The sequence below is a fragment of the Rhizobium sp. NPDC092011 genome, assembly GCF_044756305.1.
Classification (GTDB): Bacteria; Pseudomonadota; Alphaproteobacteria; order Rhizobiales; family Rhizobiaceae; genus Rhizobium.
In genome coordinates, this window is the sequence record NZ_JBIVSO010000004.1 from 106,821 (window position 1) to 129,645 (window position 22,825).

Consider the following 22,825-nt stretch of genomic DNA (forward strand, 5'->3'; position numbering starts at 1 on the left):
CAGAAACGACCGCACGCGCCGACAAATCGCAATCGCCGGGATGAAACGGGAATGCGCATTGTTGCTCAATGTACTGAGCAGGTCGCACACAAAGCCACCCTTACGCCTATCATTATGGCAAATCGCATTGAACAATCTGTCGAAAGCTCATCAATTTTCGACAATTTTCCATCTTTTTGCTGTCATGCAGAAAATCAATAATGCCCGAACCAATAGCATCCAACTCTCGGAGCAGTGCCGATGAATACGCAATCCACCACCATCACATTGATCGGCGTTCCCCTTGAAGAAGGTTCGGGCCGCCGAGGCGCCGGCATGGGCCCGACAGCTCTGCGCATCGCCGGCATCGAAACCACGCTGATCGAACTCGGCCACCGCGTGACCGACAGCGGCGACCTGCGCCCGGCGCCGGCAGCAGACCTGCCCGAAGATCCGAAGGCGCACAATCTGAAGATCGTCGGCGCCTTCACGCGCGCTCTCGAAGAAAAGGTCTATGATGTCGCATCCTCCGGCGGCTTCCCGCTGATCCTCGGCGGCGACCACAGCCTGTCCATGGGCAGCGTTTCCGGCATGGCGCGCCATGCCGCCGAAGTCGGCCGTCCCCTCTTCGTCCTCTGGCTCGACGCACATTCCGATTTCAATTCACCGGCGACATCGCCGTCAGGCAATATTCACGGCATGCCGGTCGCCTTCTTCTGCGGTGAAGCCGAAATCGCCAACGTCCTGCCGGCCGGCCGGCCGCTGGTCGACCCGACCAAGGTCTTCCAGGTCGGCATCCGCTCCGTTGATCCGCGCGAGCGCGAGGAAATTCGCGAACACGGCGTCAATGTCTTCGACATGCGCTCGCTCGACGAGCAGGGCGTAGCCGCCATCATGCGCAAGGTGCTCGATACCGTGAGCGCCGCCAACGGCCTGCTGCATGTGAGCTTCGACGTCGATTTTCTCGATCCGGACATCGCGCCGGGCGTAGGAACCACGGTACCGGGTGGCGCGACCTATCGCGAAGCGCATCTCATCATGGAGATGCTCTCCGACAGCAACCTCGTCTCGTCGCTGGATCTGGTCGAACTCAATCCTTTCCTCGACGATCGCGGCAAGAGCGCCCGCGTCCTGGTGGAGATGGCGGCAAGCCTCTTCGGCCGCCGCATCTTCGACCGTCCGACCAGAGCGGCCTAACGGCGCTGTCCGGCTGGCAAAGGAATCCGGTGGTGGGTTGCCAGCGGGCGAACATTCCTATCTGGGGCCACCCTCGTCCTTCGACAGGCTCAGGATGAGGGTGGATTGGGCCCTTTCTTCGATATAGCTTGCCCCTCTTGGCGGCAGCACTCGAAAGACCAGCCCTCATGGTGAGGAGGCCCAAAGGGCCGTCTCGAACCACGAGGGCGGGTGGCTGCTCTTCCCTTACAACCTGGATACTTCCAGCATCTTGCTTTGCCAGCCAATACTAATGAAGCCGCTTGTATAGGTTTAGGTTTAAGCAATCTTCTTGTTCTATCGTAGCCTCAACGCGCCGCATTTGGCGTTACGGTTCAATGGGAAGAACGTTCATGGCCACGATCAATTCCACCAGCTTCAGCGGCGAAACACTGGAGATTATTGCTTTCCGGCTTCATGAGCAGGAATTCTGCGTCAAGACCACCACGATCCGCGAAATCCGCGGCTGGGCGCCGTCGACGCCGATCCCGCACGCACCGGCTGATGTCATAGGCGTCATGAACCTGCGCGGCTCCGTGATCCCGATCATCGACCTTGCCTACAAGCTCGGCATGCAGAGCACGGTCGCCAACGAGCGCAGCGCAATCGTCGTTGCGGAAGTCCACAACATGGTCATCGGCATGCTGGTCGACCGCGTATCGGATATCCTCACCATCGCTTCCGACCAGGTTCAACCGGTTCCGGAAGTGACGGCATCCTTCGACCGCGCTTATTGCGAAGGCATTATCGCCACAGAGAATGGAATGATCTGCTTCCTGAACCTTGCCAAGATGTTCAAGGAAAGCGAAGCAGAAGAACTAGCCGCCTAAACTCGCAGAATGTTGTTTGAAAAAGCCGCTACCTTTGGGTGGCGGCTTTTTTATTGCCACTAATTTTAGGCAAGTGTATTTTATTTAGTTTATAATTTCTAATACGCTAAATTTTACTCAAAATTAATGGGGCCAACGCATCATTAACGTGTGAAGCGAGGAGAGAAATACAATCTCAACATTCCGACCATTCCCGCGCGGAGCGCCGTAATTTCGGTGCGCCGACGAGCACGGCCGCCCGCTTCGATGCCATCAATCGACGCTTCGCAAGCGCGAGCCTTCTGAGAGGGAATAGGAATGTTCAGCCTATCATCGGATGCTAGCCGCATTCTGTCCGCCGTTTCCAAGTCACAGGCCATCATCGAATTCGATCTTCAAGGTAAGATCCTGACCGCAAACGAGAATTTCTGCCGCGCGCTGGGTTATGACCTGAAAGAGATCGTCGGCAACCACCACCGCATGTTCTGCGAACCGACCTTTGTGACGACGCCCGCCTATCAGGATTTCTGGGCGCGTCTCGGCCGTGGCGAACATGATGCGGGCACCTACAAGCGATTTGCCAAGGGCAATCGCGAGATCTGGATCCAGGCCTCCTACAATCCCGTTTTCCGCAACGGCAAGCCGGTGAAAGTCGTCAAATTTGCCGCCGATGTCACCGAAACCAAGAAGAAGGCGATCGACGATGCCGGCAAGCTTGCGGCCATCTCTCACTCGCAGGCGGTCATCGAATTCCTGCCGACCGGTGATATCCTGACAGCGAACGAGAACTTCTGCAACGCGCTGGGTTATACGCTCGGCGAGATCGTCGGAAAACATCACAGCATCTTCTGCGATCCGGCCTATACGCGCACGGAAGAGTACAAACGCTTCTGGCAGCGCCTGGCGCAAGGCGAGTTCATCGCCAACGAGTTCGTCCGCTACGGCAAGGGCGGCAAGGAAATCTGGATCCAGGCAGCCTATAATCCGATCGTCGACGCCGACGGGCGGGTCTACAAGGTCGTGAAATTCGCAACCGACGTCACCTCGCGTATGAGCGCCATCAGTGAACTGGCAGGCGCGCTGCGCAGCCTGTCCGAAGGCGACCTGACCAAGACGCTCGATCGATCCTTCGTGCCTTCGATGGAGCAGCTTCGCCACGACTTCAACGCAACGATCCAAAGGCTCTCGGAGACGCTGACAACGGTTGGCGAAAATGCCAGCGCCATTGCCGCCGGTTCGCGCGAACTTGGAGATTCGGCGGAAGCCTTCTCAAGACGTACGGAGCAGCAGGCAGCGTCGGTAGAGGAAACCGCAGCCGCACTGGAAGAGATCACCACTACGGTCGCCGATTCCAGCCAGCGGGCAGAGGAAGCCGGGCGTCTGGTCGCGGAAACCAAGCGCGGCGCCGAACAATCCGGCACGGTGGTGCGCAGCGCCGTCGCCGCCATGGACCAGATCGAAAAATCCTCCCGCGAGATCACCAACATCATCGGCGTGATCGACGACATCGCGTTCCAGACCAACCTTCTCGCGCTGAATGCCGGCGTTGAGGCGGCACGGGCCGGCGAGGCAGGCAAGGGCTTTGCGGTCGTGGCACAGGAAGTGCGGGAGTTGGCGCAGCGCTCCGCCAGCGCCGCCAAGGAAATCAAGGCACTGATCACCACATCGAGCGAGCATGTGAAAAACGGCGTCGGCCTCGTCGGCCAGACGGGCAAGGCGCTGGAAGAAATCGTTACCCAGGTCGGCGACATCAACGCCAATGTCGCCGCCATCGTGAAGGCTTCCAAGGAACAGACGATCGGCCTCAGGGAAATCAATGCGGCGATCAATTCGCTCGATCAGACGACGCAACAGAACGCCGCCATGGTTGAAGAAAGCACCGCGGCAAGCCTCAGGCTTGCCAACGAAGCGGATACGCTTCACACACTGCTCGCCCAGTTCCGCATGGCGGATGCGATCATCAGGGAGATAGTTATGCGGCGGGCCGCCTGATTTCGCTGCAGCTGTCTCATCAATATCAAGCCGCCCCGATCATTCGGGGCGTTGCTTTTTTCAAAGCTCGCGATGCAACCGTCGAAAGACCCCGTCCGCAGGGAAAGACCTTGCCGGATGGCTCACCTTGCAATCCGGGCGGGGCTTCTCTATTTTTCGCCTCGGCATATAAACCAAAAGGAGGTTGCCTATGACATCGCGGGACGCCTGATACACGACTACCGTGACTACTGCCTTTCCAAAGGCATCGACTATGCATGCTTCGCTTCCGTACGGCCGCATGACGATACCACGCTCTTCTGTAGCGCTGGTATGCAGCAGTACAAGCCGCTCTTCTCCAATCCCTCCCATAGGGGCACCGTCTCGAACAGTCAGGCATGCCTGCGGATGGGAGACCTCGATGAGATTGGCGACGGCACCCACTTCCTACATTTCACCATGCTCGGGCTGTTCTCCTTCCGGGAGATGACGCTCTCCGACGCCATCGAGTTCTGGCTCGAATTTCTCGAGCTGATTGGCGCCTGGCCAGACCAAGTCACGATCCATCCAAGCAAGATCGATGAATGGTCGCTGCTCTATCGCGGCCGCGTTCGGATCGTAGCAGACCCCGAATGCACGTGGAGCGACGGCAGTATCAGTGGCTATTGTACCGAGTTCTACAAGGATGGAATCGAGATCGGCAACATCGTCAATCCGCTCGACACCTGTATCGACGCTGGCTTTGGAGCCGAGCGACTCGACATGGTTTCGAACGGGACATTGCCGGAGAACGCTCTCGAGACGCTTCGCAGCACGGCACTGAAGATCATCGATAGCGGCTATCATCCCGGGAACAAGGAGCAGGGCTATGTGCTTCGCAAGCTTCTGCGCCGCATCCACTCCGTTGGCGGTACATTGGACCACCCGTTCTTCCAGCAGGAAGTGGAGCGTCAGGAACGCCTCCTGCAGAAATACGAGCGGCTCCGCCACAAATACCCGGATAAATCCGTGGAGTGGTGGTTCGATACCCATGGCATCGATCCCGAGACGATTTCGTCCGATCAGACCTGAGACAAAGATCTGGGTGCCCCGTAAGTCAAGTTGACCAACGGGGCACCCATCGATTCCGGAACCATATCTCTCCGGTTTCACACCGTCCGATTGATCCTGAGTGGATCAATTTCAACCGAACAGCGCGTAAGTGCGCGTGAGCGTCACCCACACGCCCTCTCGTTTTCCGATTGCTAAGCCGGCTTAATTTCCTCCAGCGGCACCGGCTTGTGGATCAGCGCGGCTGCTTCCAGCACCAGAGGGTTGAGCCCGCTATCTCCGTGATCGATGATTGCGAAAAGCTGGCGCCGCATGCGCGGCTCCCAGAATTTGTTGATGTGTGTAGCCACACCCTCCACCGCCTCATCCGCCGGTTGGGTCTTGAAGAAGGTGGCGATCTGGTTCGCCATATAGATGAGCTTGGTTTCGGTCTTGCCGTGCGGCGTTTCCTCAGGCGACATCGGCGATGCTCCCCGTGATAATGCGATGCGGATGGGTGAAAATCTCGAAATCGTCGCCGCGCACCAGCGCCACCAGCGTCATGCCGGCTTCTTCGGCCGTGCGAATGGCAAGCGCGGTCGGCGCAGAAATGGCGACCAGCACTGAACTGCCGAGGATCGCTGCCTTCTGCACCATCTCGACGGATAGCCGGCTGGTCACAGCCACCACGCCATCGGCGCCCTTGCGACCGGAGCGAATGACCGCGCCGCAGAGCTTGTCCAGCGCATTGTGCCGGCCGACATCCTCGCGCACGGCAAGCAATCCTTCCGAAGGGATATAAAAGCCTGCGCCATGCACCGCGCGCGTCTCGCGATGCAACGGCTGGGCGTCGTTGAGCAGAGCAATCGCCCTGACGATATCTTTCTGCGTGAGCTTTAAGGCGACCTTCGAAACGTCAGGCACCTTGCGCACCGCCTGCTCGATCGATTCGATGCCGCAGAGGCCGCAACCGACGGGACCGGCCATATGTCGGCGGCGCAGCCGCAGCGCATCCGCCACATCGTCGACCAGTGCAATCTGCACGTCGATCCCCTGCTCGTCCTCGATCGGCTCGATCGCGGCGATCTCGCCGATATCGGTAATGATGCCTTCGGTCAGGCTGAAGCCAACGGCAAAGTCCTCGATATCGGCGGGCGTTCCCATCATGACCGCATGCGATGTGCCGCCATAGGAAAAGGCGATCGGCACCTCCTCGGGGACGATACGGGAACCCGAGCGAACAATGCCATTGCGACGGGCGGTCTCGGGGACGGTGGTCGTGGGGGTGAACTTGGTCATTGGATGATGGGGTATGAAATACCCCCCTCTGTCGCCATCGCGACATCTCCCCTACACCGGAGGAGATCGTTTGGAGCCTGCTGCTTCTCACCTGCAAAACAAGTGGAGATCGCCCCGCGAGGCACCAGTCTCCCCCCTTGTGGGGGAGATGTCACCGAGTGACAGAAGGGGTTGTTGTCCCTCCACATCCTCAACCTCACTCCGCAGCCTCCATCTTCCCGACGATGCGGCGCGACTGCTTGGCCTGCTCGTCATAGTCGACCTGCCACTGCGACGGACCGTTCGACGGCGAGACCTGCACGGCCGTTACCTTATATTCCGGGCAGTTCGTCGCCCAGTCGGTATAATCCGTGGTGATGACATTGGCCTGCGTGTCCGGATGATGGAACGTCGTGTAGACGACACCGGGTGCCACGCGGTCTGTAATCAGCGCACGGAGCGTCGTGTCGCCGGAACGGCTGCTGAGCTTGATCCAGTCACCCTCGCGAATGCCGCGCTGCTCGGCGTCGTGCGGATGGATTTCCAGACGGTCCTCCGCATGCCAGACGACATTTTCGGTACGCCGGGTCTGGGCGCCGACATTGTACTGGCTGAGGATGCGGCCGGTGGTGAGCAGCAACGGGAAACGCGGGCCGGTGCGTTCGTCGGTGGGCACATATTCCGTGCGAATGAACTTGCCCTTGCCGCGCACGAAGCCGTCGACATGCATGATCGGCGAACCGAGCGGCGTCTTCTCGTTGCAGGGCCACTGCACCGAGCCCATCTTCTCCAGATAATCGTAGGAGACCAAGGCGAAGCTCGGAGTCGTTGCGGCGATCTCATCCATGATCTCGGACGGATGCGCATAGTTCCAGTCAAGCCCCATGGCCTGAGCCATCTTCTGCGTCACTTCCCAGTCGGCATAACCGTTGCGCGGGGTCATGACCTTGCGCACGCGGTTGATCCGGCGTTCGGCATTGGTGAAGGTGCCGTCCTTTTCGAGGAAGGTCGAGCCGGGCAGGAAGACATGAGCGTAGTTGGCCGTCTCGTTCAGGAAGAGATCGTGGACGACGACGCATTCCATCGCGGCAAGGCCGGCGGCGACATGCTTTGTGTCCGGGTCGGACTGAAGGATATCCTCACCCTGAATATAGATGCCCTTGAACGTGCCTTCGACGGCCGCATCGAGCATGTTCGGGATGCGCAGGCCCGGCTCGTTGTTGAGCTTCACGCCCCAGAGCTTTTCGAAGATATCGCGCGTGGCATCGTCGGAGATGTGGCGATAGCCCGGCAGCTCATGCGGGAAGGAGCCCATATCGCAGGAGCCCTGCACGTTGTTCTGGCCACGCAGCGGGTTCACGCCGACGCCGGGACGGCCAATGTTGCCCGTCACCATGGCGAGGTTGGCGATCGCCATGACGGTCGTCGAACCCTGGCTGTGTTCGGTAACGCCGAGGCCGTAATAGATCGCGCCATTGCCGCCCTTGGCAAAGAGGCGAGCGGCACCCCTTACGAGCTCGGGAGAAACGCCGGTATATTTTTCCGTTTCCTCCGGGCTGTGCTGCGGCTCGGAAACGAAGGCTGCCCAATCTTCGAACTCCGACCAGTCGCAGCGCTCGCGGATGAACTTCTCGTCGAACAGTCCTTCGGTGACGATCACGTGAGCCAGCGCCGTCATCATGGCGACATTGGTGCCGGGCTTCAGGGGCAGGTGATAGCTGGCTTCCACATGCGGCGTGCGCACCAGATCGATGCGGCGCGGATCTATGACGATGAGCTTGGCGCCCTGACGCAGCCGCTTCTTCAGGCGCGAACCGAAGACCGGGTGGCCGTCCGTCGGGTTGGCGCCGATGACGACGACGACATCGGAATGCTCGACGCTGTCGAAATTCTGCGTGCCGGCCGAAGTGCCGAAGGCCTGGCCCAGACCATAGCCGGTCGGAGAATGACAGACGCGGGCGCAGGTATCGACATTATTGTTGCGGAAGCCGGCGCGCACCAGCTTCTGCACCAGATAGGTTTCTTCATTGGTGCAGCGAGAGGAGGTAATGCCGCCGACGGAATCTCGGCCATATTGATATTGCAGCCGCTTGAACTCGGTGGCGATATGGGCAAAGGCGGCCTCCCAGGTCACTTCGCGCCAGGGATCTGTGACCTTCTCGCGGACCATCGGGTTGAGGATGCGGTCCTTGTGGGTCGAATAGCCATAGGCGAAACGACCCTTGACGCAGGAGTGGCCGCGATTGGCCTGACCGTCCTTCCAGGGCACCATCCGCACCAGCTCCTCGCCGCGCATCTCGGCCTTGAACGAGCAGCCGACGCCGCAATAGGCACAGGTGGTGACGAGGGAGTGCTCCGGCTGGCCGATCGAGATCACGGACTTTTCTGTCAGTGTCGCCGTCGGACAGGCCTGCACGCAGGCGCCGCAGGAAACACACTCGCTGTCGATAAAGTTCTCGTGCATGCCGGGCGAGACGCGCGAGCCGAAGCCGCGTCCCTCGATAGTCAGCGCAAAGGTGCCCTGCACTTCCTCGCAAGCGCGTACGCAGCGCGAGCAGACGATGCACTTCGAAGGATCATAGGTGAAATAAGGGTTCGACTCGTCCTTCGGCATCCATTTCAGATTGATGTCGTCGTTGTTGCGCGCTTTGACATGATTGTCGCCTTCATAGCCGTAGCGCACATCGCGCAGACCGACGGCGCCTGCCATGTCCTGCAGCTCACAATCACCATTGGCAGCGCAGGTCAGACAGTCGAGCGGATGGTCGGAGATATAGAGCTCCATCACGCCGCGGCGGATATCCTTCAGCCTGCCGGTTTGCGTGTGAACGACGATACCGGGTGCGACCGGCGTCGTGCACGAGGCCGGCGTACCGTTGCGGCCTTCGATCTCGACGAGACAGAGGCGGCAGGAGCCGAAAGCATCGACCATGTCGGTGGCGCAGAGCTTCGGCACCTGGATGCCGGCTTCCATCGAAGCACGCATGATCGAGGTGCCCTCAGGCACACTGATCTGGCGCCCGTCGATGGTCAGCGTCACCATGGTTTCGGAGGTGGAGGCCGGCGTGCCGTAGTCAATTTCTGGAACGAGGGACATGGGTCTTACTCCGCCGCTTCAATCAAGGGAGCCGGAGAAAAGTCCTCCGGAAAATGGGTCATGGCGCTCACCACGGGATAGGGCGTGAAGCCGCCGAGCGCGCAGAGCGAACCGAACTTCATGGTGTTGCAGAGATCGGCAAGCAACGCCCTGTTCTTCTCGGGCTCGATACCGTTGGCAATCTTGTCGGCCGTCTCGACACCTCGCGTCGAGCCGATGCGGCAGGGCGTGCACTTGCCGCAGCTTTCAACCGCGCAGAATTCCATCGCGAAACGCGCCTGCTTCAGCATATCGGCGGTATCGTCGAACACGACGAGGCCCGCATGGCCGATGAGACCGTCCTTGGCCGCAAAGGCTTCATAGTCGAACGGCGTGTCGAAGAGGGCTCGCGGGAAATAGGCGCCGAGCGGGCCGCCGACCTGCACGGCCTTGACCGGCCGTCCCGTTGCCGTACCGCCGCCGATCTTGTCGACGATATCGCCAAGCGAGAGGCCGAAGGCCGTCTCATAGAGGCCGCCATACTTAACGTTGCCGGCGATCTGCAGCGGGATCGTGCCGCGCGAACGGCCCATGCCAAAATCACGATAGAAGGCAGCCCCCTTGTCCATGATCACAGGCACGGAGGCGAGCGAGATGACGTTGTTGATGACTGTCGGACAGTTGAACAGGCCCTTGTGCGCCGGCAGCGGCGGCTTGGCGCGCACGATGCCGCGCTTGCCTTCGAGGCTGTTGAGCAGCGCCGTTTCCTCGCCGCAGACATAAGCGCCTGCGCCAGTGCGGATTTCCATGTCGAAGGCCTTGCCGGAGCCGAGTACGGAGCTTCCTAGAATGCCCGCCTTCCGCGCAATCTCGACGGCTTCGGTCATCGCAGCGATCGCATGCGGATATTCCGAACGCGTATAGACGAAGCCCTTGGTCGCCCCGGTCGCCAGACCTGCGATCGTCATGCCCTCGATCAGCACGAAGGGATCCCCCTCCATGATCATCCGGTCGGCAAAGGTGCCGCTATCGCCCTCGTCCGCATTGCAGACGATATATTTGCGGTCGCCCGGTGCATCGAGCACCGTCTTCCACTTGATGCCGGTCGGGAAGCCGGCGCCGCCACGGCCGCGCAGACCGGAATCGGTGACTTCCTTGACGATATCGCCCGCCGCCATGCCGATGGCGCGGCGCAGCCCCTTCAGGCCGCCATGGGCTTCATAATCCTGCAGAGAAAGCGGGTCGGTGACGCCGCAACGGGCAAAGGTCAGGCGGGTCTGTTCCTTGAGGAATGGGAGGTTTTCGACCTCTCCAAGACAGAGCGGATGCTCGCCGCCTTCAGCGAGCCCCGCGTCGAACAATGCGGATACATCCTTCGCCTTCACCGGCCCATAGCCGATGCGCTTGCCGTCGATCTCGACCTCCACCAGAGGCTCAAGCCAGAACATGCCGCGCGAACCGTTGCGAACGATGCGCGCATCGAGGCCGCGTTTGGCGATCTCTTGCGTGATCGCTTTCGCGACCTTCTCCGCCCCCAGAGAAAGGGCGGCAGCGTCGCGGGGGATATAGATGGTGAGGGTCATTGGCGCGCCTCCTTCACAAGGTCCTCGGCGCTTTCATCATCGAGCCGCCCATGAAGCTCGCCATCCAGCATTGCAGCCGGCGCACAGGCGCAGAGCCCGAGACAATAGACCGGCTCCAGAGTGACGCTGCCATCCAGTGTGGTCTGATGGAAATCGATACCCAATAGCCGCTTGATGCGCTCCGCCAGCGCATCGCCGCCCATCGACTGACAGGCTTCGGCGCGACAGAGCTTCAGGACATGGCGGCCGGCGGGATGATCGCGATAGTCATGATAGAAGGTCATGACGCCATGCACTTCGGCGCGGGAGAGGTTCAGCGCCTTGGCGATCAATGGCAGTGCGTCTTGCGGCACATAGCCAAACTCTTCCTGAATCCCATGCAGGATGGGCAAAAGCGGCCCCTCCATCGATTTCATGCTATCGATGATGGTTCCGGCGCGGGTTGCAACATCGCCCGCAGCCTGATTCAAACTCATTAGCAGCCTCCCGCGCACAGCTTCCGAAAATCGAAGGCGAATCTTCGGAAAACGCTTATGCGGCACTTCCTCCGTGGCGTGCGATCGACACGCCCGGCAATAAGGTCGCAGGGAGAGGGTCAGGGATCAATAAGGCAGTCCCGTCAGTTGATAGGAAATTTCTATCAAGCCTTGTCGCTCTCTGCGAGCAATCTTGCCTCGTGCAGCAAAGCGGAGACGAGCGGTGTAAACGGCTCGCGATGCGTGGCGACCAGTCCGACGAGATGCTCGGCATCCGGTTCGGTTATCGGGATCTTGCGGATATCGACCGGAAAACCGAAGGAATCGGCGATATTCTTTGGCATGATGCTCGCCCAGCGTCCGGTCTGGACATGAGAAAACAGCACGATCATCGAATTGGATTCAAGCGTCGGCGTTGCCTCGATGCCGGCTTCGGCCAAGTGGCGGTTGATAATCCGGCGGTTTTGCATGTCGGCAGTCAATAGACAAAGCCGAAGGTTGCCGACCTCCTTCCAGGTGACGCTCTGCCTCTCTGAAAACGGACTGCCGGCCGCGGTAATCAGATGATAGCGCTCGGCATAGAGGGGCACGCTGGTGACACGGCCGAGCGGCTCGTTTTCCAGATAGGTGATGCCGGCATCGATCTCGAGATTTTCCAGCAGGCCCAGCACCTGCAGCGAGTTGCGCGATATGATGGAGAAGGTGACGTCGGGGTGCCGCTCCTGGAAAGGCGTAGTGATCCGAGACACCATGGCAAGCGCCGTGGGAATGGCAGCGATCCGGATATGGCCGGCCAGGCCCTTGCGCGCCGCCCGCATCTCCTCGCGCATCGTCCGGCTATCGCCGACGATGCGTCGGGCCCATTCCAACACGCGCTGCCCTTCCGGCGTCAGCCCCTGAAAGCGCGAGCCGCGGCTGACGAGCATCACACCGAGCTGATCTTCCAGCTGCCTGATCGCCGCAGACAGCGTCGGCTGCGTCACGCCGCATTCCTCGGCGGCGCGGCCAAAGTGCTTTTGATTCGCAAGCGCGATGAAGAATTCCAGCTTGTCGATCATCCCACTCTCCCGAAACGAAAGAGTTAGCCCCGCGCGCCGGCGAGCGCAACAAGCAAGACTGCCTCAAACCTCGACAACCGCCTTGCAGAAAGCCTCGTGCAGCGAATCGACAACGGCGCAGATTTCCGAACGCGAAACGGCATAATGGATGAGCCGCCCCTCACGACGCGTATCTACCAGCTTATCCAGGCGCAGGCGTGCGAGATGCTGCGAAACCACCGCCTGTGGCAGATCGAGTATCGCCTCGAGCTCCATCACGGTCTTTTCACGTTTTGCCAGCATGAACAGGATCGCCAGCCGGGTTTCATGCGAAAGCGCCTTCAGCAAGGCGCTGGCCTTGCGCGCCTTCTCTGTCATTTCCTCGACGTTATGCTCTACGGCACCGCCTTGCAGTGGAGACGACGACATTTCACTGCCTCTAGTGAGAACTCACATAGAGGCATGCTTATAATATCATCAAACCGCAAGTTGATTTAAAAATGACACGAAAACCAAAAAAGGTCCAAGTTTTCAGCAGATAAGCTGGCCGCCATTGATCTCGAGCACCTGCCCGGTGATGTAACCGGAGAGCGTTGGCGCAGCGAGAAAAAGATAGGCGGGGGCGCAATCAGCAGGCGTTCCAAGCCGCTGAAGCGGGATGGATTTGCGCGTCTGCTCCAGCTTCTCCCTCGACGAATAACGCTCGTGAAAATCGGTCGAGATCGTGCCCGGCGAGACGCAGTTCACGCGGATGCCGTCAGGCGCCAGTTCACGCGCCAGCGCCTTCGAATAGGTGGCGACGAAGGCTTTCGATGCCGAATAGATGGCAGAGCCGGGACTGCCGCCGGTCAGTGCGGAAATCGATACCGTATTGATGATTGCGGCCTGCCCTGCTGCCCGCAGCAGCGGCAACACGCCCCGGGTCACCTCCATGACGGAGGTCTGGTTGAGATGAACGATCTTCTCGTATTGCTCGTCCGTCAGCTCGCCCGCCGGAAAGCGACCGACCATGGTGCCGGCGTTGTTGACGAGCACATCGACGCGATCGAAGCGCTCACCGGCAGCGGCGATGAAATCCTGAACGCCATGACCGGCAGCGAAATCGGCGGCAATGAGAAAAGCACGACGGTCGGCCTCGGCCTCCAACAGGAAATCCGGCAGTTCGCGATCCGCATCGCGGCCGATATGGACGAGGACATGGGCGCCGCAATCGAGAAACTGCCGCGCCACTTCCAGCCCTATGCCGCGGCCAGCGCCGGTGATGACGACATTGCGACTTTCGAAAAGCTTCGGATGAAACACGACGACCTCCCCAAACGCGCAATTCGCGTGTCGGTAATTGCGGAATTTTCACTTTACCATATGATGGCGAAAAAACGAAAGAAAGGGAGCAAGCCCCATGTTCCTGTCCGGGCGCCAGACTGAGATTCTCGAGATTGCCAAGGCCGAAGGGCGCGTACTGGTTGAGGAACTGGCCTCGCGCTTTTCAGTGACGCCGCAAACCATCCGCAAGGATCTGAACGACCTCTGCGACGGCCGCGTGCTGTCGCGCGTCCACGGCGGCGCCATCTTTCCCGGCGGAACCGAGAATGTGAAATACGAGGCGCGCCGCTCCATCGCCGCATCGGAGAAGCAGGCGATCGGCCGCGCGGCAGCCAGCCTCATCCCCAGCAACAGCTCGCTTTTCATCAACATCGGCACGACGACAGAGGCCGTCGGCGAGGCATTGCTCGGGCATCACGAATTGATGGTCATCACCAATAACATCAATGTTGCCAACAAGTTGCGCATATTTCCATCCATCGAGGTCGTCATTGCCGGCGGCGTTGTGCGCGGCTCCGATGGCGGCATCGTCGGAGAAGCGGCGGTCGATTTCATCCGGCAGTTCAAGGTCGACTATGCCGTCATCGGCGCATCTGCCATCGATACCGACGGTGCGCTTCTCGATTTCGATTTTCGCGAAGTGAAAGTCGCACAGGCCATTATCGCCAACGCACGGCATGTCATCCTCGTAGCCGACAGCACCAAGTTCGAGCGTACCGCGCCGGTGCGGATCGGCCATCTGTCGCAGGTTCATACGTTCGTGACCGACGAATGCAGCATCGAATCGGTGCGCGCGATCGCAGCCGAGCATAATGTGCGCCTCGTGGAGACCGCCCGCCGGCCAAGCTGATCAGCGCGCTTTCCGTCAAAAAACCTTCGTTTGACATTCGTATTTATTTCATTTTAGATGGATTGACTTTCGAATTTCCATCTTCACGAGATTGCGTGCCTTTGCGGAGCGGCGGGTGAGCGAACAGGTCTACGATATTTTCGTTATCGGCGGCGGCATCAATGGATGCGGCATTGCCCGTGACGCCACCGGGCGCGGCTACAAGGTCGCCCTTGCCGAAATGAACGACTTCGCTTCCGGCACCTCGTCCGGCGCCACCAAGCTCATTCACGGGGGCTTGCGCTATCTCGAACATTACGAGTTTCGGCTCGTTCGCGAATCCCTGATGGAGCGCGAAGTGCTCTGGGCCATGGCGCCGCACATCATCTGGCCGATGCGCTTTGTGCTGCCTTATCACAAGGGCGGCATCCGGCCAGCCTGGCTGATCCGCCTCGGCCTCTTCCTCTACGATCACCTCGGCGGCCGCAAGCTGCTGCCGCCAACGGCGACGCTCGACATGAAAACCGATCCGGCGGGAAAGCCGCTGAAAGCGCTCTTCACCAAAGCCTTCGAATATTCGGACGGCTGGGTGGACGACGCCCGCATGGTGGTGCTGAACGCCCGCGACGCAGCCGATCGCGGCGCGACGATTATGCCGAGGACGAAGGTGATCTCCGCCCGCCGCGAGGGCGCGATCTGGACGATCGAAACGGAAGATACGATCACCGGCCAGAAACGGCAGTTCCAATCACGCATGCTGGTCAACGCCGCAGGCCCGTGGGTCGATCACGTTCTCTCCGACGCCTTCGGAAAGAATCAGGTGCACAATGTCCGCCTCGTCCAGGGTAGCCACATCATCGTTCGCAAGAAGTTCGATGGTCCTCGCGCCTACTTCTTCCAGAACCCGGACAATCGCATCATCTTCGCTATACCCTATGAACAGGATTTCACCCTGATCGGCACCACGGATCGCGACTACAAGGACGATCCCAAGGATGTGAAGATCAGCGAGGAGGAAACCACCTATCTGTGCAACGCCGCCAGCGAGTATTTCAAGGAGCCCGTTCGCCCCGAAGATATCGTCTGGACCTACTCAGCCGTGCGCCCGCTTTATGACGATGGCGCCTCGAAAGCGCAGGAAGCAACGCGCGATTATGTGTTGAAGGTCGAAGGCGCGGAAGGGCAAGCACCGCTGCTGAACGTCTTCGGTGGCAAGCTCACCACCTATCGCCGCCTGGGCGAACATGCACTGGAGAAGATCGGCGAGGCCATCGGCCTCAAGGGCACGCCCTGGACGGCCAAGAGCTCGCTGCCGGGCGGCGATTTCCCGGTCCGCGGTTACGAGGCCGAGGTTTCAAAACTCAAGTCGCGCTATCCTTTCCTTGTCGACCAGCATGCCCGTCGCCTTGTTCGCCGCTACGGAACGCGCGCGACGATGATCCTTGGCGACGCCAAGACGATTGCCGATCTCGGCCGATGCTTCGGAAGCGACCTCTACGGGGCGGAGGTGCGCTATCTGATGGAGCACGAATGGGCCTATACCGCAGCCGACATTCTCTGGCGCCGCTCCAAGAAAGGCCTGTATCTGTCGAAAGATGAAGCGGCCGCACTCGAAGACTATATGGCCGAAAGCCACATCCACGCATGACCCAATTCCAGGAGGGGCGCAACGTTTCTCCGTCCGGAGTCGCGAAGCGACAACAAGGTAGGCGGCTAAGTACATCCGTCAGATATTCAGCCGTGCCATGCCTTCGCTTCAATCGTCAGGATCGAGAAGGCGCGGGCCTGCTCCTTCCTCGGAAAGCCGATCCCAGGGATTTCTGAGCGGACAATTGTCCATCGAGAGGCAACCGCAGCCGATACAGCCGTCGAGTTGATCGCGCAGCCCCTGCAGCCGGCTGATACGGGCATCGAGATCATCTTTCCAGCGTGCCGACAACACCTTCCAATCCGCTGCATTCGGCGTGCGCCCCTGCGGTAGCGATTGCAGTGCCTCCTGAACTTCGGCGAGCGGAATGCCGACCCGTTGGGCGACCTTGATGATCGCGACCCGACGCAATACCTCGCGAGCATAGCGCCGCTGATTGCCCCGGCTGCGCTGGCTTTCGATCAACCCGCGCGCTTCATAGAAATGCAGCGCCGAAACCGCCACGCCGCTTCGGGCCGCCACCTCACCGACCGTCAGAAGCTTGGAAACTTGACCAGGCTCGATTTTTCCCATTTGCGCTATTGACCTCAACTATAGTTGAGGTTTTATAAACGCTGCTCCAAACCGCGTAAAGCAGGAGCAAGACATGAAAGAATCAACCCGGCTGGCTATCGTTTACGGCAGCACTCGTCCGGGCCGCTTATGTGATCGGGTGGTCAATTGGGTCGCCCGGGAGCTGGTGCATTATCCCCTTCTTGAAATCGACGTGATCGATCCGCTCGAATTCGATTTGCCGTTCCAGCATGACCGCGAACACGACGGCGTCGTCGCCCTTGCCGCCCGGCTGGCAGCCGCCGACGCCTTCATCATCGTCACGCCGGAATACAATCACAGCTTCACAGCCTCGCTCAAATTCGTGCTCGATCTCGTTTACGAACCCTGGCACGGCAAGCCCGTCGCCTTCGTTTCCTATGGCGGCATTTCCGGCGGTCTGCGTGCCGTGGAGCAATTGCGTGTCGTCTTCGCCGAGCTGCATACCGTCACCGTGCGCGACACCGTGAGCTTCGCCAATCCATGGGGCAGATTTGCCGAGGACGGCACGCTGGAGAATCCGCTCGACGCCAGAAAATCCCTCGTTCTCATGATCGCGCGGCTGAACTGGTGGAGCAACGCCCTGAAGCCGGCCCGTGAAATGCGCCCCTATCGCTCCGCCGCGGCTTAAACAATTCCGAAACATGCCAATCCGGCTCTCGTCTCTGGCAGGTGCGAGAGATCGGTTCGACGCCCGGGCCTGACACCAAAAGCCCGGGCGTCATGCTGTCAATGAACGGTCTTGCCGAAACCGGCACGATGACCTAACGCAATGGAGAGGGAGTTTCGGCGGATACGGGCATGGAGAACGGAAAACGTCTGGGAGGAGCAGACTTCATGCGGGCCGTCGCATGTCTGATGGTGCTTGTGCATCATCTCGTGCTTCGCATGAATTTCTACAAACTCCCCCCGGATCTGGACGTGATCTTCACAATCGCACGCTTCGGCAATCACGGCGTCTCCGTCTTCTTCGTTCTGAGCGGCTTCCTGCTCTCACGCCCTTTCTGGCTGGCGCTGGACAAGGGTCAGCCTTTGCCGTCGCTGAGGCTGTACGCCATGCGCCGCGCCGCACGCATCCTGCCGGGCTTCTGGCTTGCCCTAACGGTTGGTTTTGTGATCAGCTTCACGGTCTATGGCTTTCCACTCGATATGGAACTTGTCGGCCGATACATCGCCGGCTTCTTTCTGATGAGCCAATGGCACTGGCGCACCTTCTTCCCGGTGCAGGGAGACGGCCCTCTATGGTCGATCCCCTTCGAGACGACCTGCTATGTCCTGATGCCGATCGGCTTCATGTTGCTGTTTCGTCCAAAGCTGAGATCGCGCTCCGTTTTCGTCAGCCGCCTGCTCTGGATTGGCATTATCGGAGCGACGTTGGTCGGGCATTGGCTTGTGGTGACTTATCTTCCGACTGATAGCGTCGGGCGAGGATGGCAATATAGTTTCCAGGGCGGCGCCAAGGAATGGATGCCGCGCTATAACCCCATCGGCTTCTTCGCGATCTTTGCGATCGGCGTTTTGGCCGCCGGAGTCCAGACCATAGTTCCCGCGCGCCGTTCGGTGATCTACGACATCGTCGGAGCGCTCGCGATCCTCATCGGAGCATGGCAGTTGCCGCAATCCATCGGCGGACCGGGAGAAGGCTATGCGTGGCTTGGAATTCCCTATCAATTCCCGCTATTGCCTCTGGCTGTCGCCGCCACCCTCTGCACGCTTCCGCAGTCCCGGATGTTGGCAAGGCTGCTGGACAATAGGCTCAGCCGTTATATCGCCACCGTCTCCTTCGGCGTCTACATCTGGCAGGACATCGTTCTGACATTGATGCAAAAGCTCTTGCCCTGGACCTTCGGCACCGGCTCGGATGACGTGCTTGGCGGCTGGATCACCTCAAGCCTTGTCGCGACCGCCATCATCTTCGCCATCGGCACACTGAGCTATGTGCTGCTTGAAAGCCCCGTCATGCGATGGGCTCGCGCCCGGGAAGATAGAATGGCACGACCCGCCATCGCATGACGGGTCGGTAGAAAATATCATCCGCAAAAGCGGAGAATTTAAATCCGCGTCGTCTTCAGACGCTCCTCATCAAGAACGGCGCCGAGTCCCGGCGCATCGCCAAGATCCAGCCAGCCGGCCTCATGCTTGAGCGGCGAAGCCATCGGGTAGTCACGGCGGGCCTCGCTCCATTCCGGATTGTCATAGGGATATTCGAGCCACGCGGCGTCGGCAACGCCAGCAGTCAGATGCGCATTGGCCAGTACTCCGATGCCGTTCGTCCAGGAGTGCGGCGTGAACTGCACGCCAGCCTCGCGCGCCTGATAGGCGAGCCGCCGGCAACCGGTGATGCCGCCGACGAGCGCGACATCGGGCTGGATGACATCGAAGGCACGCTCCTCGATGATGTCGCGAAACTCGTAGAGTTCGCGCGTCATCTCGCCGCCGACGATGCGCACCGACGTCGCCTGCTTCAATTCCTTCATGCCCTTGCGGTCCGAGCGATAAAGCGGTTCTTCCATCCAATAGACGCCGAGCCGTTCCAGCTCCTTGGCGACAGCCAGTGCATCCTTGAAAGTCCAGGGCAAGGTCGTATCCCACGGCATGCGCCAACCCTGATTGCAGTCGACCATGAGTTCCAGACGGTCGCCGACACGGGCGCGGATCGCCTCCAAGGCCTTGACGTCCTCACGCCAGCCGCCACGGCCGCCCGAAGACGAGGAGAAGCGCACCTTCATGGCCGGAAAGCCTTCGTCGATATAACGCTCGGCCTGATCGGCCATGGCGGAAGGTTCGCGCAGCACACCGGAAGAAGCATAGAGCCGCACGCGGCTGGCGCGGCCGCCGAGCATCCGCCAGACCGGCTCGCCGGTAATCTTGCCGGAGAGATCCCACAGCGCCAGATCCATCGGCCAGCAGCGGCCGTAATGGAAGTTGATGTGCGAGAGGACTTCATAATGCCGTTCGACGTGCCGGGGATCCTGCCCGATGAACAGATCCTCGTGCCCCTCGAACCCCTTCATGAGGTCGCCGGAGCCGATGCCTTCGCGGCCCTCATCATCCCTGACGCGGACGATGGTCGCATCGAAATGCTTGCGCGGACGCCCATCCCAGCTCGCCTTGAACGCCGGATCGAGCGGCAGGCGATGATGGGTGATTTCGATGGAAACGATCTTGCTCATGGTGGCTCCCCTCTCCCGAAGCTTGATCCTCCAGACAGGATCAAGCCGATTTCTATCTATCAGCCGAACTGCTGCCAGATCGTCTTGTAGTCGCAATATTTATCGATCGCATGCACCGAGCGGTCGCGGCCAAAACCGGATTGCTTGAAGCCGCCGAAGGGCGTCGCGAAGTTCGACATGTCGTAAGTGTTGATCCACACCGTACCCGCATGGATCTCCTCGGAAAAGCGGTGAGCGCGATCCATGTCCTTGGTGAACACTGCGCCGGCAAGCCCGTAGATCGTATCGTTGGCTATTCTGAGCGCCTCTTCTTCGGTATCGAACGGGATGGCGGCCAACACGGGTCCGAAGATTTCCTGACGCGCCAGGCTCATGTCGTTGGTCATGTCGACGAAGACACCCGGCGAAACATAGTAGCCGCCGGTTTCGCTGAGCACACGCTCAGCGCCAAAGGCACGGCGTGCGCCTTCCTTCTCGCCGGCCGCGATCATCGCCAGCACCTTGTTCATATGCTCTTCCTCGATCAGCGCGCCGATCTGCGCCGAGGGGTCTAGCGGATGCTTGAGCGCGATATCGGAGCGGGTCACCGCCTCGATCTTTTCGATCAACTTCTCCTGCACCGAGCGTTGTACGATCAGGCGTGTCGAAGCATGGCAGGTCTCGCCGGAATTGTAGAAGCAACCCCAGGCAGCCGCGACGGCGGCGGCATCAAGATCGGCATCTTCGAAAACGACCAGCGGCGACTTGCCGCCAAGCTCCAGCGCCACACGCTTGACGTTCGATTGTGCCGCATAACCCATGATCAGCTTGCCGACTTCGGTCGAGCCGGTAAAGGCGATCATGTCGACATCCATATGCAGCGCCAGCGGCTTGCCGGTCTCTTCGCCATATCCGGTGACGACATTGAAAACACCTGCCGGCAGACCGGCTTCAATCGCGAGTTCGGCAAGACGAATCGCCGAAAGCGAGGACTGTTCAGCCGGCTTCAGCACCACGGAATTGCCGGCAGCGATTGCCGGCCCCAGCTTCCAGGCATCGATGATCATCGGATAGTTCCAGGGCGTGATCGCCCCGATGACCCCGAGCGGCACTTTACGAACCAATGCGCGCGCATTCGGGCCGGTCGGCGCGATCTCGTCATAGATCTTGTCGATCATCTCACCGTAGAACTGGATGCCTTCGGCGCAGAGACGCACATCGACGCCAAGCGACGCCATGACCGGCTTGCCGACATCGATCGTCTCCAGCATGGCCAACTCGTCGCCATGGGCGCGGATGAGTTCGGCCCATTTCAGCATGATCTTCTTCTTTTCCAGCGGCTCCTTCTTGCGCCAGACACCGCTTTCGAAGGCGGCGCGGGCGGAAGCGACGGCGGCATCGACATCAGCGGCATTGCCGCGCGCAAGCTCGGCACCGGGCTTGCCGTCCATCGGCCGGATGCGGGTGAAGGTTTGGCCAGATGAGGCGGCACGATGGGCGCCATCGATGAAGTGGCGGCCCTCGGGCTTCAGGCCTGAGAGAACGCCTTCCCAATAGTCGCGCGTATAGTTCTTGGTCATCTCAGATTCCTTTCGGCAGCGCCATGATAGCGGCGGCAAAGCGGTCGATATCGGCATCCGTGACGTCGCGGATCGTCGAACGCCGCATGGGCTGGTTTTCCGGCGCCCGCATTTCGCGGGCAAGGTCGGTGTCATCGAAGGGCTTGAAAGCAGCCGGAAGCGATCGTGTGATACCGCAGCGCTCCATCCAACCGGAGACGAACACCGGTAGTTCAGCGGCACTCCCGACGCCGCATGCCTTCGCGGCCGCATTGAGGTCGGCCGTATCCGCTTCGACAAGCCAAGCAAGCGTCGCTTCGAAACCGAGCGCAGTCGCAAGACCGTGATGAACGGGGCCAAGCCCTGCCAGCGCGTGGCTGACATTGTGCGCGATCGCCGTACCGCAATTGTCGATGGCAATGCCCGCAAAACAGGAACCGAGCAAAACGTCGCCGCGCGCTGCCATGTCATCAGGATGCTTTACGGCCGTCTCCAGCGCGCCGGTGATCAGCCGCAACGCCTGATGCGCGTAGAATTGGGCGCCACGGTGGGTGTTGCGGTTCGTGGCGGCCTCGAAGGCATGGATGAAGGCATCGAGGCCGCACCATGCCGTCAGATTGGCAGGCAAGGTCTTCGTCAGCGCCGGATCGAGAATGACGAGATCGGCCTTCGTTTCCGGTCCCCAGATCCAGAGCTTCTTGCCTTCGGGTCCGGCAAAGATATTCGTTGCCGATGTCTCCGAACCGGTGCCGGCGGTCGTCGGGATCATGATCTTCTTCAGTGGGTTTTTCGGCAGTGGATTAGCCGCCAGCGCATAGTGCATCGGGTCCTCACCCGAGGCGATGCAGCAGGCGACAATCTTGCCAATGTCGAGCGCCGAACCGCCGCCGACGCCGATCACCATGTCCGCGCCCTTGCCGGCCTCTATTGCCGCATGCAGATGCGCAAGCTTCGGCTCGCCGGCAAAATCGGAAAAAACCTGCGTCTTCACGCCCGTTTCGCCAAGCTCGGTGCTGATCCTGGCCGCAAGACCGGACTGCGCCAGGAAGGCGTCGATCACGAGCAGAACGGTGTGGACACCATCGAAAGATTGGACCGCAGCGGGAAGACCGGAGAGTGTGCCCTCACCGAAACGAATGTCTGGAATGGCTGATATGGAGAAGGACACGAGGGATCCCCTTGGAAAGCGGCTGAAAATGATGCCGTGATCCTGCATCACAATTTCAGATCTTCAAATCCGGCCAATTATCGGGAATATTGATGATCTGAA

Annotated in this window: 20 protein-coding genes; 8 read left to right on the plus strand and 12 right to left on the minus strand. The window is 60.2% G+C overall.

The annotated features are described in order from the left end of the window. Positions 1–240 precede the first annotated feature (240 nt). The 4 genes from rocF to ACIQJ2_RS18840 all read left to right on the plus strand — a co-directional run bounded on the left by rocF (position 241) and on the right by ACIQJ2_RS18840 (position 5,045). Positions 241–1,176 (plus strand): arginase, encoded by a 936-nt coding sequence (gene rocF / locus ACIQJ2_RS18825; protein ID WP_400674286.1) that lies wholly within the window; start codon positions 241–243, stop codon positions 1,174–1,176. Positions 1,177–1,547: 371 nt separating this feature from the next. Beyond that, positions 1,548–2,024, plus strand: a complete 477-nt coding sequence (locus tag ACIQJ2_RS18830) for a chemotaxis protein CheW (RefSeq protein ID WP_199089818.1) — start codon at positions 1,548–1,550, stop codon at positions 2,022–2,024. Positions 2,025–2,321: 297 nt separating this feature from the next. Then, positions 2,322–3,995, plus strand: coding sequence for a methyl-accepting chemotaxis protein (locus ACIQJ2_RS18835; protein ID WP_199143592.1), 1,674 nt, complete (start codon positions 2,322–2,324; stop codon positions 3,993–3,995). Positions 3,996–4,112: 117 nt separating this feature from the next. Beyond that, positions 4,113–5,045 (plus strand): alanine--tRNA ligase-related protein, encoded by a 933-nt coding sequence (locus tag ACIQJ2_RS18840; protein WP_400674283.1) that lies wholly within the window; start codon positions 4,113–4,115, stop codon positions 5,043–5,045. Between the two features lie 173 nt (positions 5,046–5,218). On the opposite strand, the gene ACIQJ2_RS18845 is transcribed toward ACIQJ2_RS18840, so the two are convergent. From ACIQJ2_RS18845 to ACIQJ2_RS18880, 8 genes are all read right to left on the minus strand, one after another. Next, positions 5,219–5,485 (minus strand): formate dehydrogenase subunit delta, encoded by a 267-nt coding sequence (locus tag ACIQJ2_RS18845; protein ID WP_400674281.1) that lies wholly within the window; start codon positions 5,483–5,485, stop codon positions 5,219–5,221. Then, the gene (fdhD, locus tag ACIQJ2_RS18850; RefSeq protein ID WP_400674279.1) at positions 5,475–6,302 is read right to left on the minus strand and encodes a formate dehydrogenase accessory sulfurtransferase FdhD; all 828 of its coding nucleotides are present in this window, start codon (positions 6,300–6,302) and stop codon (positions 5,475–5,477) included. The genes ACIQJ2_RS18845 and fdhD overlap by 11 nt, the downstream gene beginning before the upstream one ends. A gap of 196 nt (positions 6,303–6,498) precedes the next feature. Next, complete coding sequence (gene fdhF / locus ACIQJ2_RS18855) at positions 6,499–9,378, minus strand: formate dehydrogenase subunit alpha (protein WP_400674277.1); 2,880 nt, start codon at positions 9,376–9,378, stop codon at positions 6,499–6,501. Between the two features lie 5 nt (positions 9,379–9,383). Beyond that, a complete protein-coding gene (locus tag ACIQJ2_RS18860; protein ID WP_400674276.1) occupies positions 9,384–10,940 on the minus strand; it encodes a formate dehydrogenase beta subunit in 1,557 nt (518 codons plus the stop codon). Then, the gene (locus tag ACIQJ2_RS18865) at positions 10,937–11,416 is read right to left on the minus strand and encodes a formate dehydrogenase subunit gamma (RefSeq protein WP_400674274.1); all 480 of its coding nucleotides are present in this window, start codon (positions 11,414–11,416) and stop codon (positions 10,937–10,939) included. The genes ACIQJ2_RS18860 and ACIQJ2_RS18865 overlap by 4 nt, the downstream gene beginning before the upstream one ends. A 164-nt stretch (positions 11,417–11,580) precedes the next feature. Further along, on the minus strand, positions 11,581–12,474 hold the full coding sequence (locus ACIQJ2_RS18870) for a LysR family transcriptional regulator (protein ID WP_400674272.1): 894 nt from the start codon (positions 12,472–12,474) through the stop codon (positions 11,581–11,583). A gap of 63 nt (positions 12,475–12,537) precedes the next feature. Then, a complete protein-coding gene (locus tag ACIQJ2_RS18875; RefSeq protein WP_199143607.1) occupies positions 12,538–12,882 on the minus strand; it encodes a metalloregulator ArsR/SmtB family transcription factor in 345 nt (114 codons plus the stop codon). Positions 12,883–12,984: 102 nt separating this feature from the next. Continuing rightward, entirely contained in the window at positions 12,985–13,755 is a 771-nt protein-coding gene (locus ACIQJ2_RS18880; protein ID WP_400674269.1) for an SDR family NAD(P)-dependent oxidoreductase, read from the minus strand. 97 nt (positions 13,756–13,852) lie between these two features. Here ACIQJ2_RS18880 and ACIQJ2_RS18885 point away from each other — a divergent pair, with 97 nt between their 5' ends. Both ACIQJ2_RS18885 and glpD read left to right on the plus strand, forming a co-directional pair. Continuing rightward, on the plus strand, positions 13,853–14,626 hold the full coding sequence (locus ACIQJ2_RS18885) for a DeoR/GlpR family DNA-binding transcription regulator (protein WP_199143610.1): 774 nt from the start codon (positions 13,853–13,855) through the stop codon (positions 14,624–14,626). A gap of 115 nt (positions 14,627–14,741) precedes the next feature. Further along, entirely contained in the window at positions 14,742–16,253 is a 1,512-nt protein-coding gene (gene glpD / locus ACIQJ2_RS18890; RefSeq protein WP_400674267.1) for a glycerol-3-phosphate dehydrogenase, read from the plus strand. A 108-nt stretch (positions 16,254–16,361) separates the two neighbouring features. On the opposite strand, the gene soxR is transcribed toward glpD, so the two are convergent. Continuing rightward, positions 16,362–16,826, minus strand: a complete 465-nt coding sequence (soxR, locus tag ACIQJ2_RS18895; protein ID WP_400674265.1) for a redox-sensitive transcriptional activator SoxR — start codon at positions 16,824–16,826, stop codon at positions 16,362–16,364. A 73-nt stretch (positions 16,827–16,899) separates the two neighbouring features. Here soxR and ACIQJ2_RS18900 point away from each other — a divergent pair, with 73 nt between their 5' ends. Both ACIQJ2_RS18900 and ACIQJ2_RS18905 read left to right on the plus strand, forming a co-directional pair. Next, positions 16,900–17,475 carry an NADPH-dependent FMN reductase gene (locus ACIQJ2_RS18900; RefSeq protein ID WP_400674263.1) on the plus strand — a complete coding sequence of 192 codons (576 nt, stop codon included), beginning with the start codon at positions 16,900–16,902 and terminating at the stop codon, positions 17,473–17,475. A 170-nt stretch (positions 17,476–17,645) separates the two neighbouring features. Continuing rightward, positions 17,646–18,857, plus strand: coding sequence for an acyltransferase family protein (locus ACIQJ2_RS18905; RefSeq protein ID WP_400674261.1), 1,212 nt, complete (start codon positions 17,646–17,648; stop codon positions 18,855–18,857). 38 nt (positions 18,858–18,895) lie between these two features. Here ACIQJ2_RS18905 and ACIQJ2_RS18910 read toward each other — a convergent pair whose 3' ends face one another. Genes ACIQJ2_RS18910 through ACIQJ2_RS18920 form a run of 3 tightly spaced genes read right to left on the minus strand, consistent with a single transcriptional unit; the run spans position 18,896 to position 22,723 of the window. After that, positions 18,896–20,017, minus strand: coding sequence for a mandelate racemase/muconate lactonizing enzyme family protein (locus ACIQJ2_RS18910; protein WP_400674260.1), 1,122 nt, complete (start codon positions 20,015–20,017; stop codon positions 18,896–18,898). 59 nt (positions 20,018–20,076) lie between these two features. Beyond that, positions 20,077–21,576: an aldehyde dehydrogenase gene (locus ACIQJ2_RS18915; RefSeq protein ID WP_400674259.1), complete on the minus strand. Its 1,500-nt coding sequence runs from the start codon at positions 21,574–21,576 to the stop codon at positions 20,077–20,079. Between the two features lies 1 nt (position 21,577). Continuing rightward, positions 21,578–22,723, minus strand: coding sequence for an iron-containing alcohol dehydrogenase (locus ACIQJ2_RS18920; protein ID WP_400674258.1), 1,146 nt, complete (start codon positions 22,721–22,723; stop codon positions 21,578–21,580). Between the last annotated feature and the right edge of the window lie 102 nt (positions 22,724–22,825).

Bases quoted from the DNA above. Each gene is read 5' to 3' on its own strand.
- ACIQJ2_RS18900 (WP_400674263.1), top strand. From the start codon at position 16,900: ATGAAAGAATCAACCCGGCTGGCTATCGTTTACGGCAGCACTCGTCCG.
- ACIQJ2_RS18845 (WP_400674281.1), bottom strand. From the start codon at position 5,485: ATGTCGCCTGAGGAAACGCCGCACGGCAAGACCGAAACCAAGCTCATC.
- ACIQJ2_RS18835 (WP_199143592.1), top strand. From the start codon at position 2,322: ATGTTCAGCCTATCATCGGATGCTAGCCGCATTCTGTCCGCCGTTTCC.
- soxR (WP_400674265.1), bottom strand. From the start codon at position 16,826: ATGGGAAAAATCGAGCCTGGTCAAGTTTCCAAGCTTCTGACGGTCGGT.
- ACIQJ2_RS18830 (WP_199089818.1), top strand. From the start codon at position 1,548: ATGGCCACGATCAATTCCACCAGCTTCAGCGGCGAAACACTGGAGATT.
- ACIQJ2_RS18910 (WP_400674260.1), bottom strand. From the start codon at position 20,017: ATGAGCAAGATCGTTTCCATCGAAATCACCCATCATCGCCTGCCGCTC.
- ACIQJ2_RS18885 (WP_199143610.1), top strand. From the start codon at position 13,853: ATGTTCCTGTCCGGGCGCCAGACTGAGATTCTCGAGATTGCCAAGGCC.
- fdhD (WP_400674279.1), bottom strand. From the start codon at position 6,302: ATGACCAAGTTCACCCCCACGACCACCGTCCCCGAGACCGCCCGTCGC.
- ACIQJ2_RS18860 (WP_400674276.1), bottom strand. From the start codon at position 10,940: ATGACCCTCACCATCTATATCCCCCGCGACGCTGCCGCCCTTTCTCTG.
- rocF (WP_400674286.1), top strand. From the start codon at position 241: ATGAATACGCAATCCACCACCATCACATTGATCGGCGTTCCCCTTGAA.
- ACIQJ2_RS18865 (WP_400674274.1), bottom strand. From the start codon at position 11,416: ATGAGTTTGAATCAGGCTGCGGGCGATGTTGCAACCCGCGCCGGAACC.
- fdhF (WP_400674277.1), bottom strand. From the start codon at position 9,378: ATGTCCCTCGTTCCAGAAATTGACTACGGCACGCCGGCCTCCACCTCC.
- ACIQJ2_RS18870 (WP_400674272.1), bottom strand. From the start codon at position 12,474: ATGATCGACAAGCTGGAATTCTTCATCGCGCTTGCGAATCAAAAGCAC.
- ACIQJ2_RS18875 (WP_199143607.1), bottom strand. From the start codon at position 12,882: ATGTCGTCGTCTCCACTGCAAGGCGGTGCCGTAGAGCATAACGTCGAG.
- ACIQJ2_RS18915 (WP_400674259.1), bottom strand. From the start codon at position 21,576: ATGACCAAGAACTATACGCGCGACTATTGGGAAGGCGTTCTCTCAGGC.
- ACIQJ2_RS18840 (WP_400674283.1), top strand. From the start codon at position 4,113: ATGGCTCACCTTGCAATCCGGGCGGGGCTTCTCTATTTTTCGCCTCGG.
- ACIQJ2_RS18905 (WP_400674261.1), top strand. From the start codon at position 17,646: ATGGAGAACGGAAAACGTCTGGGAGGAGCAGACTTCATGCGGGCCGTC.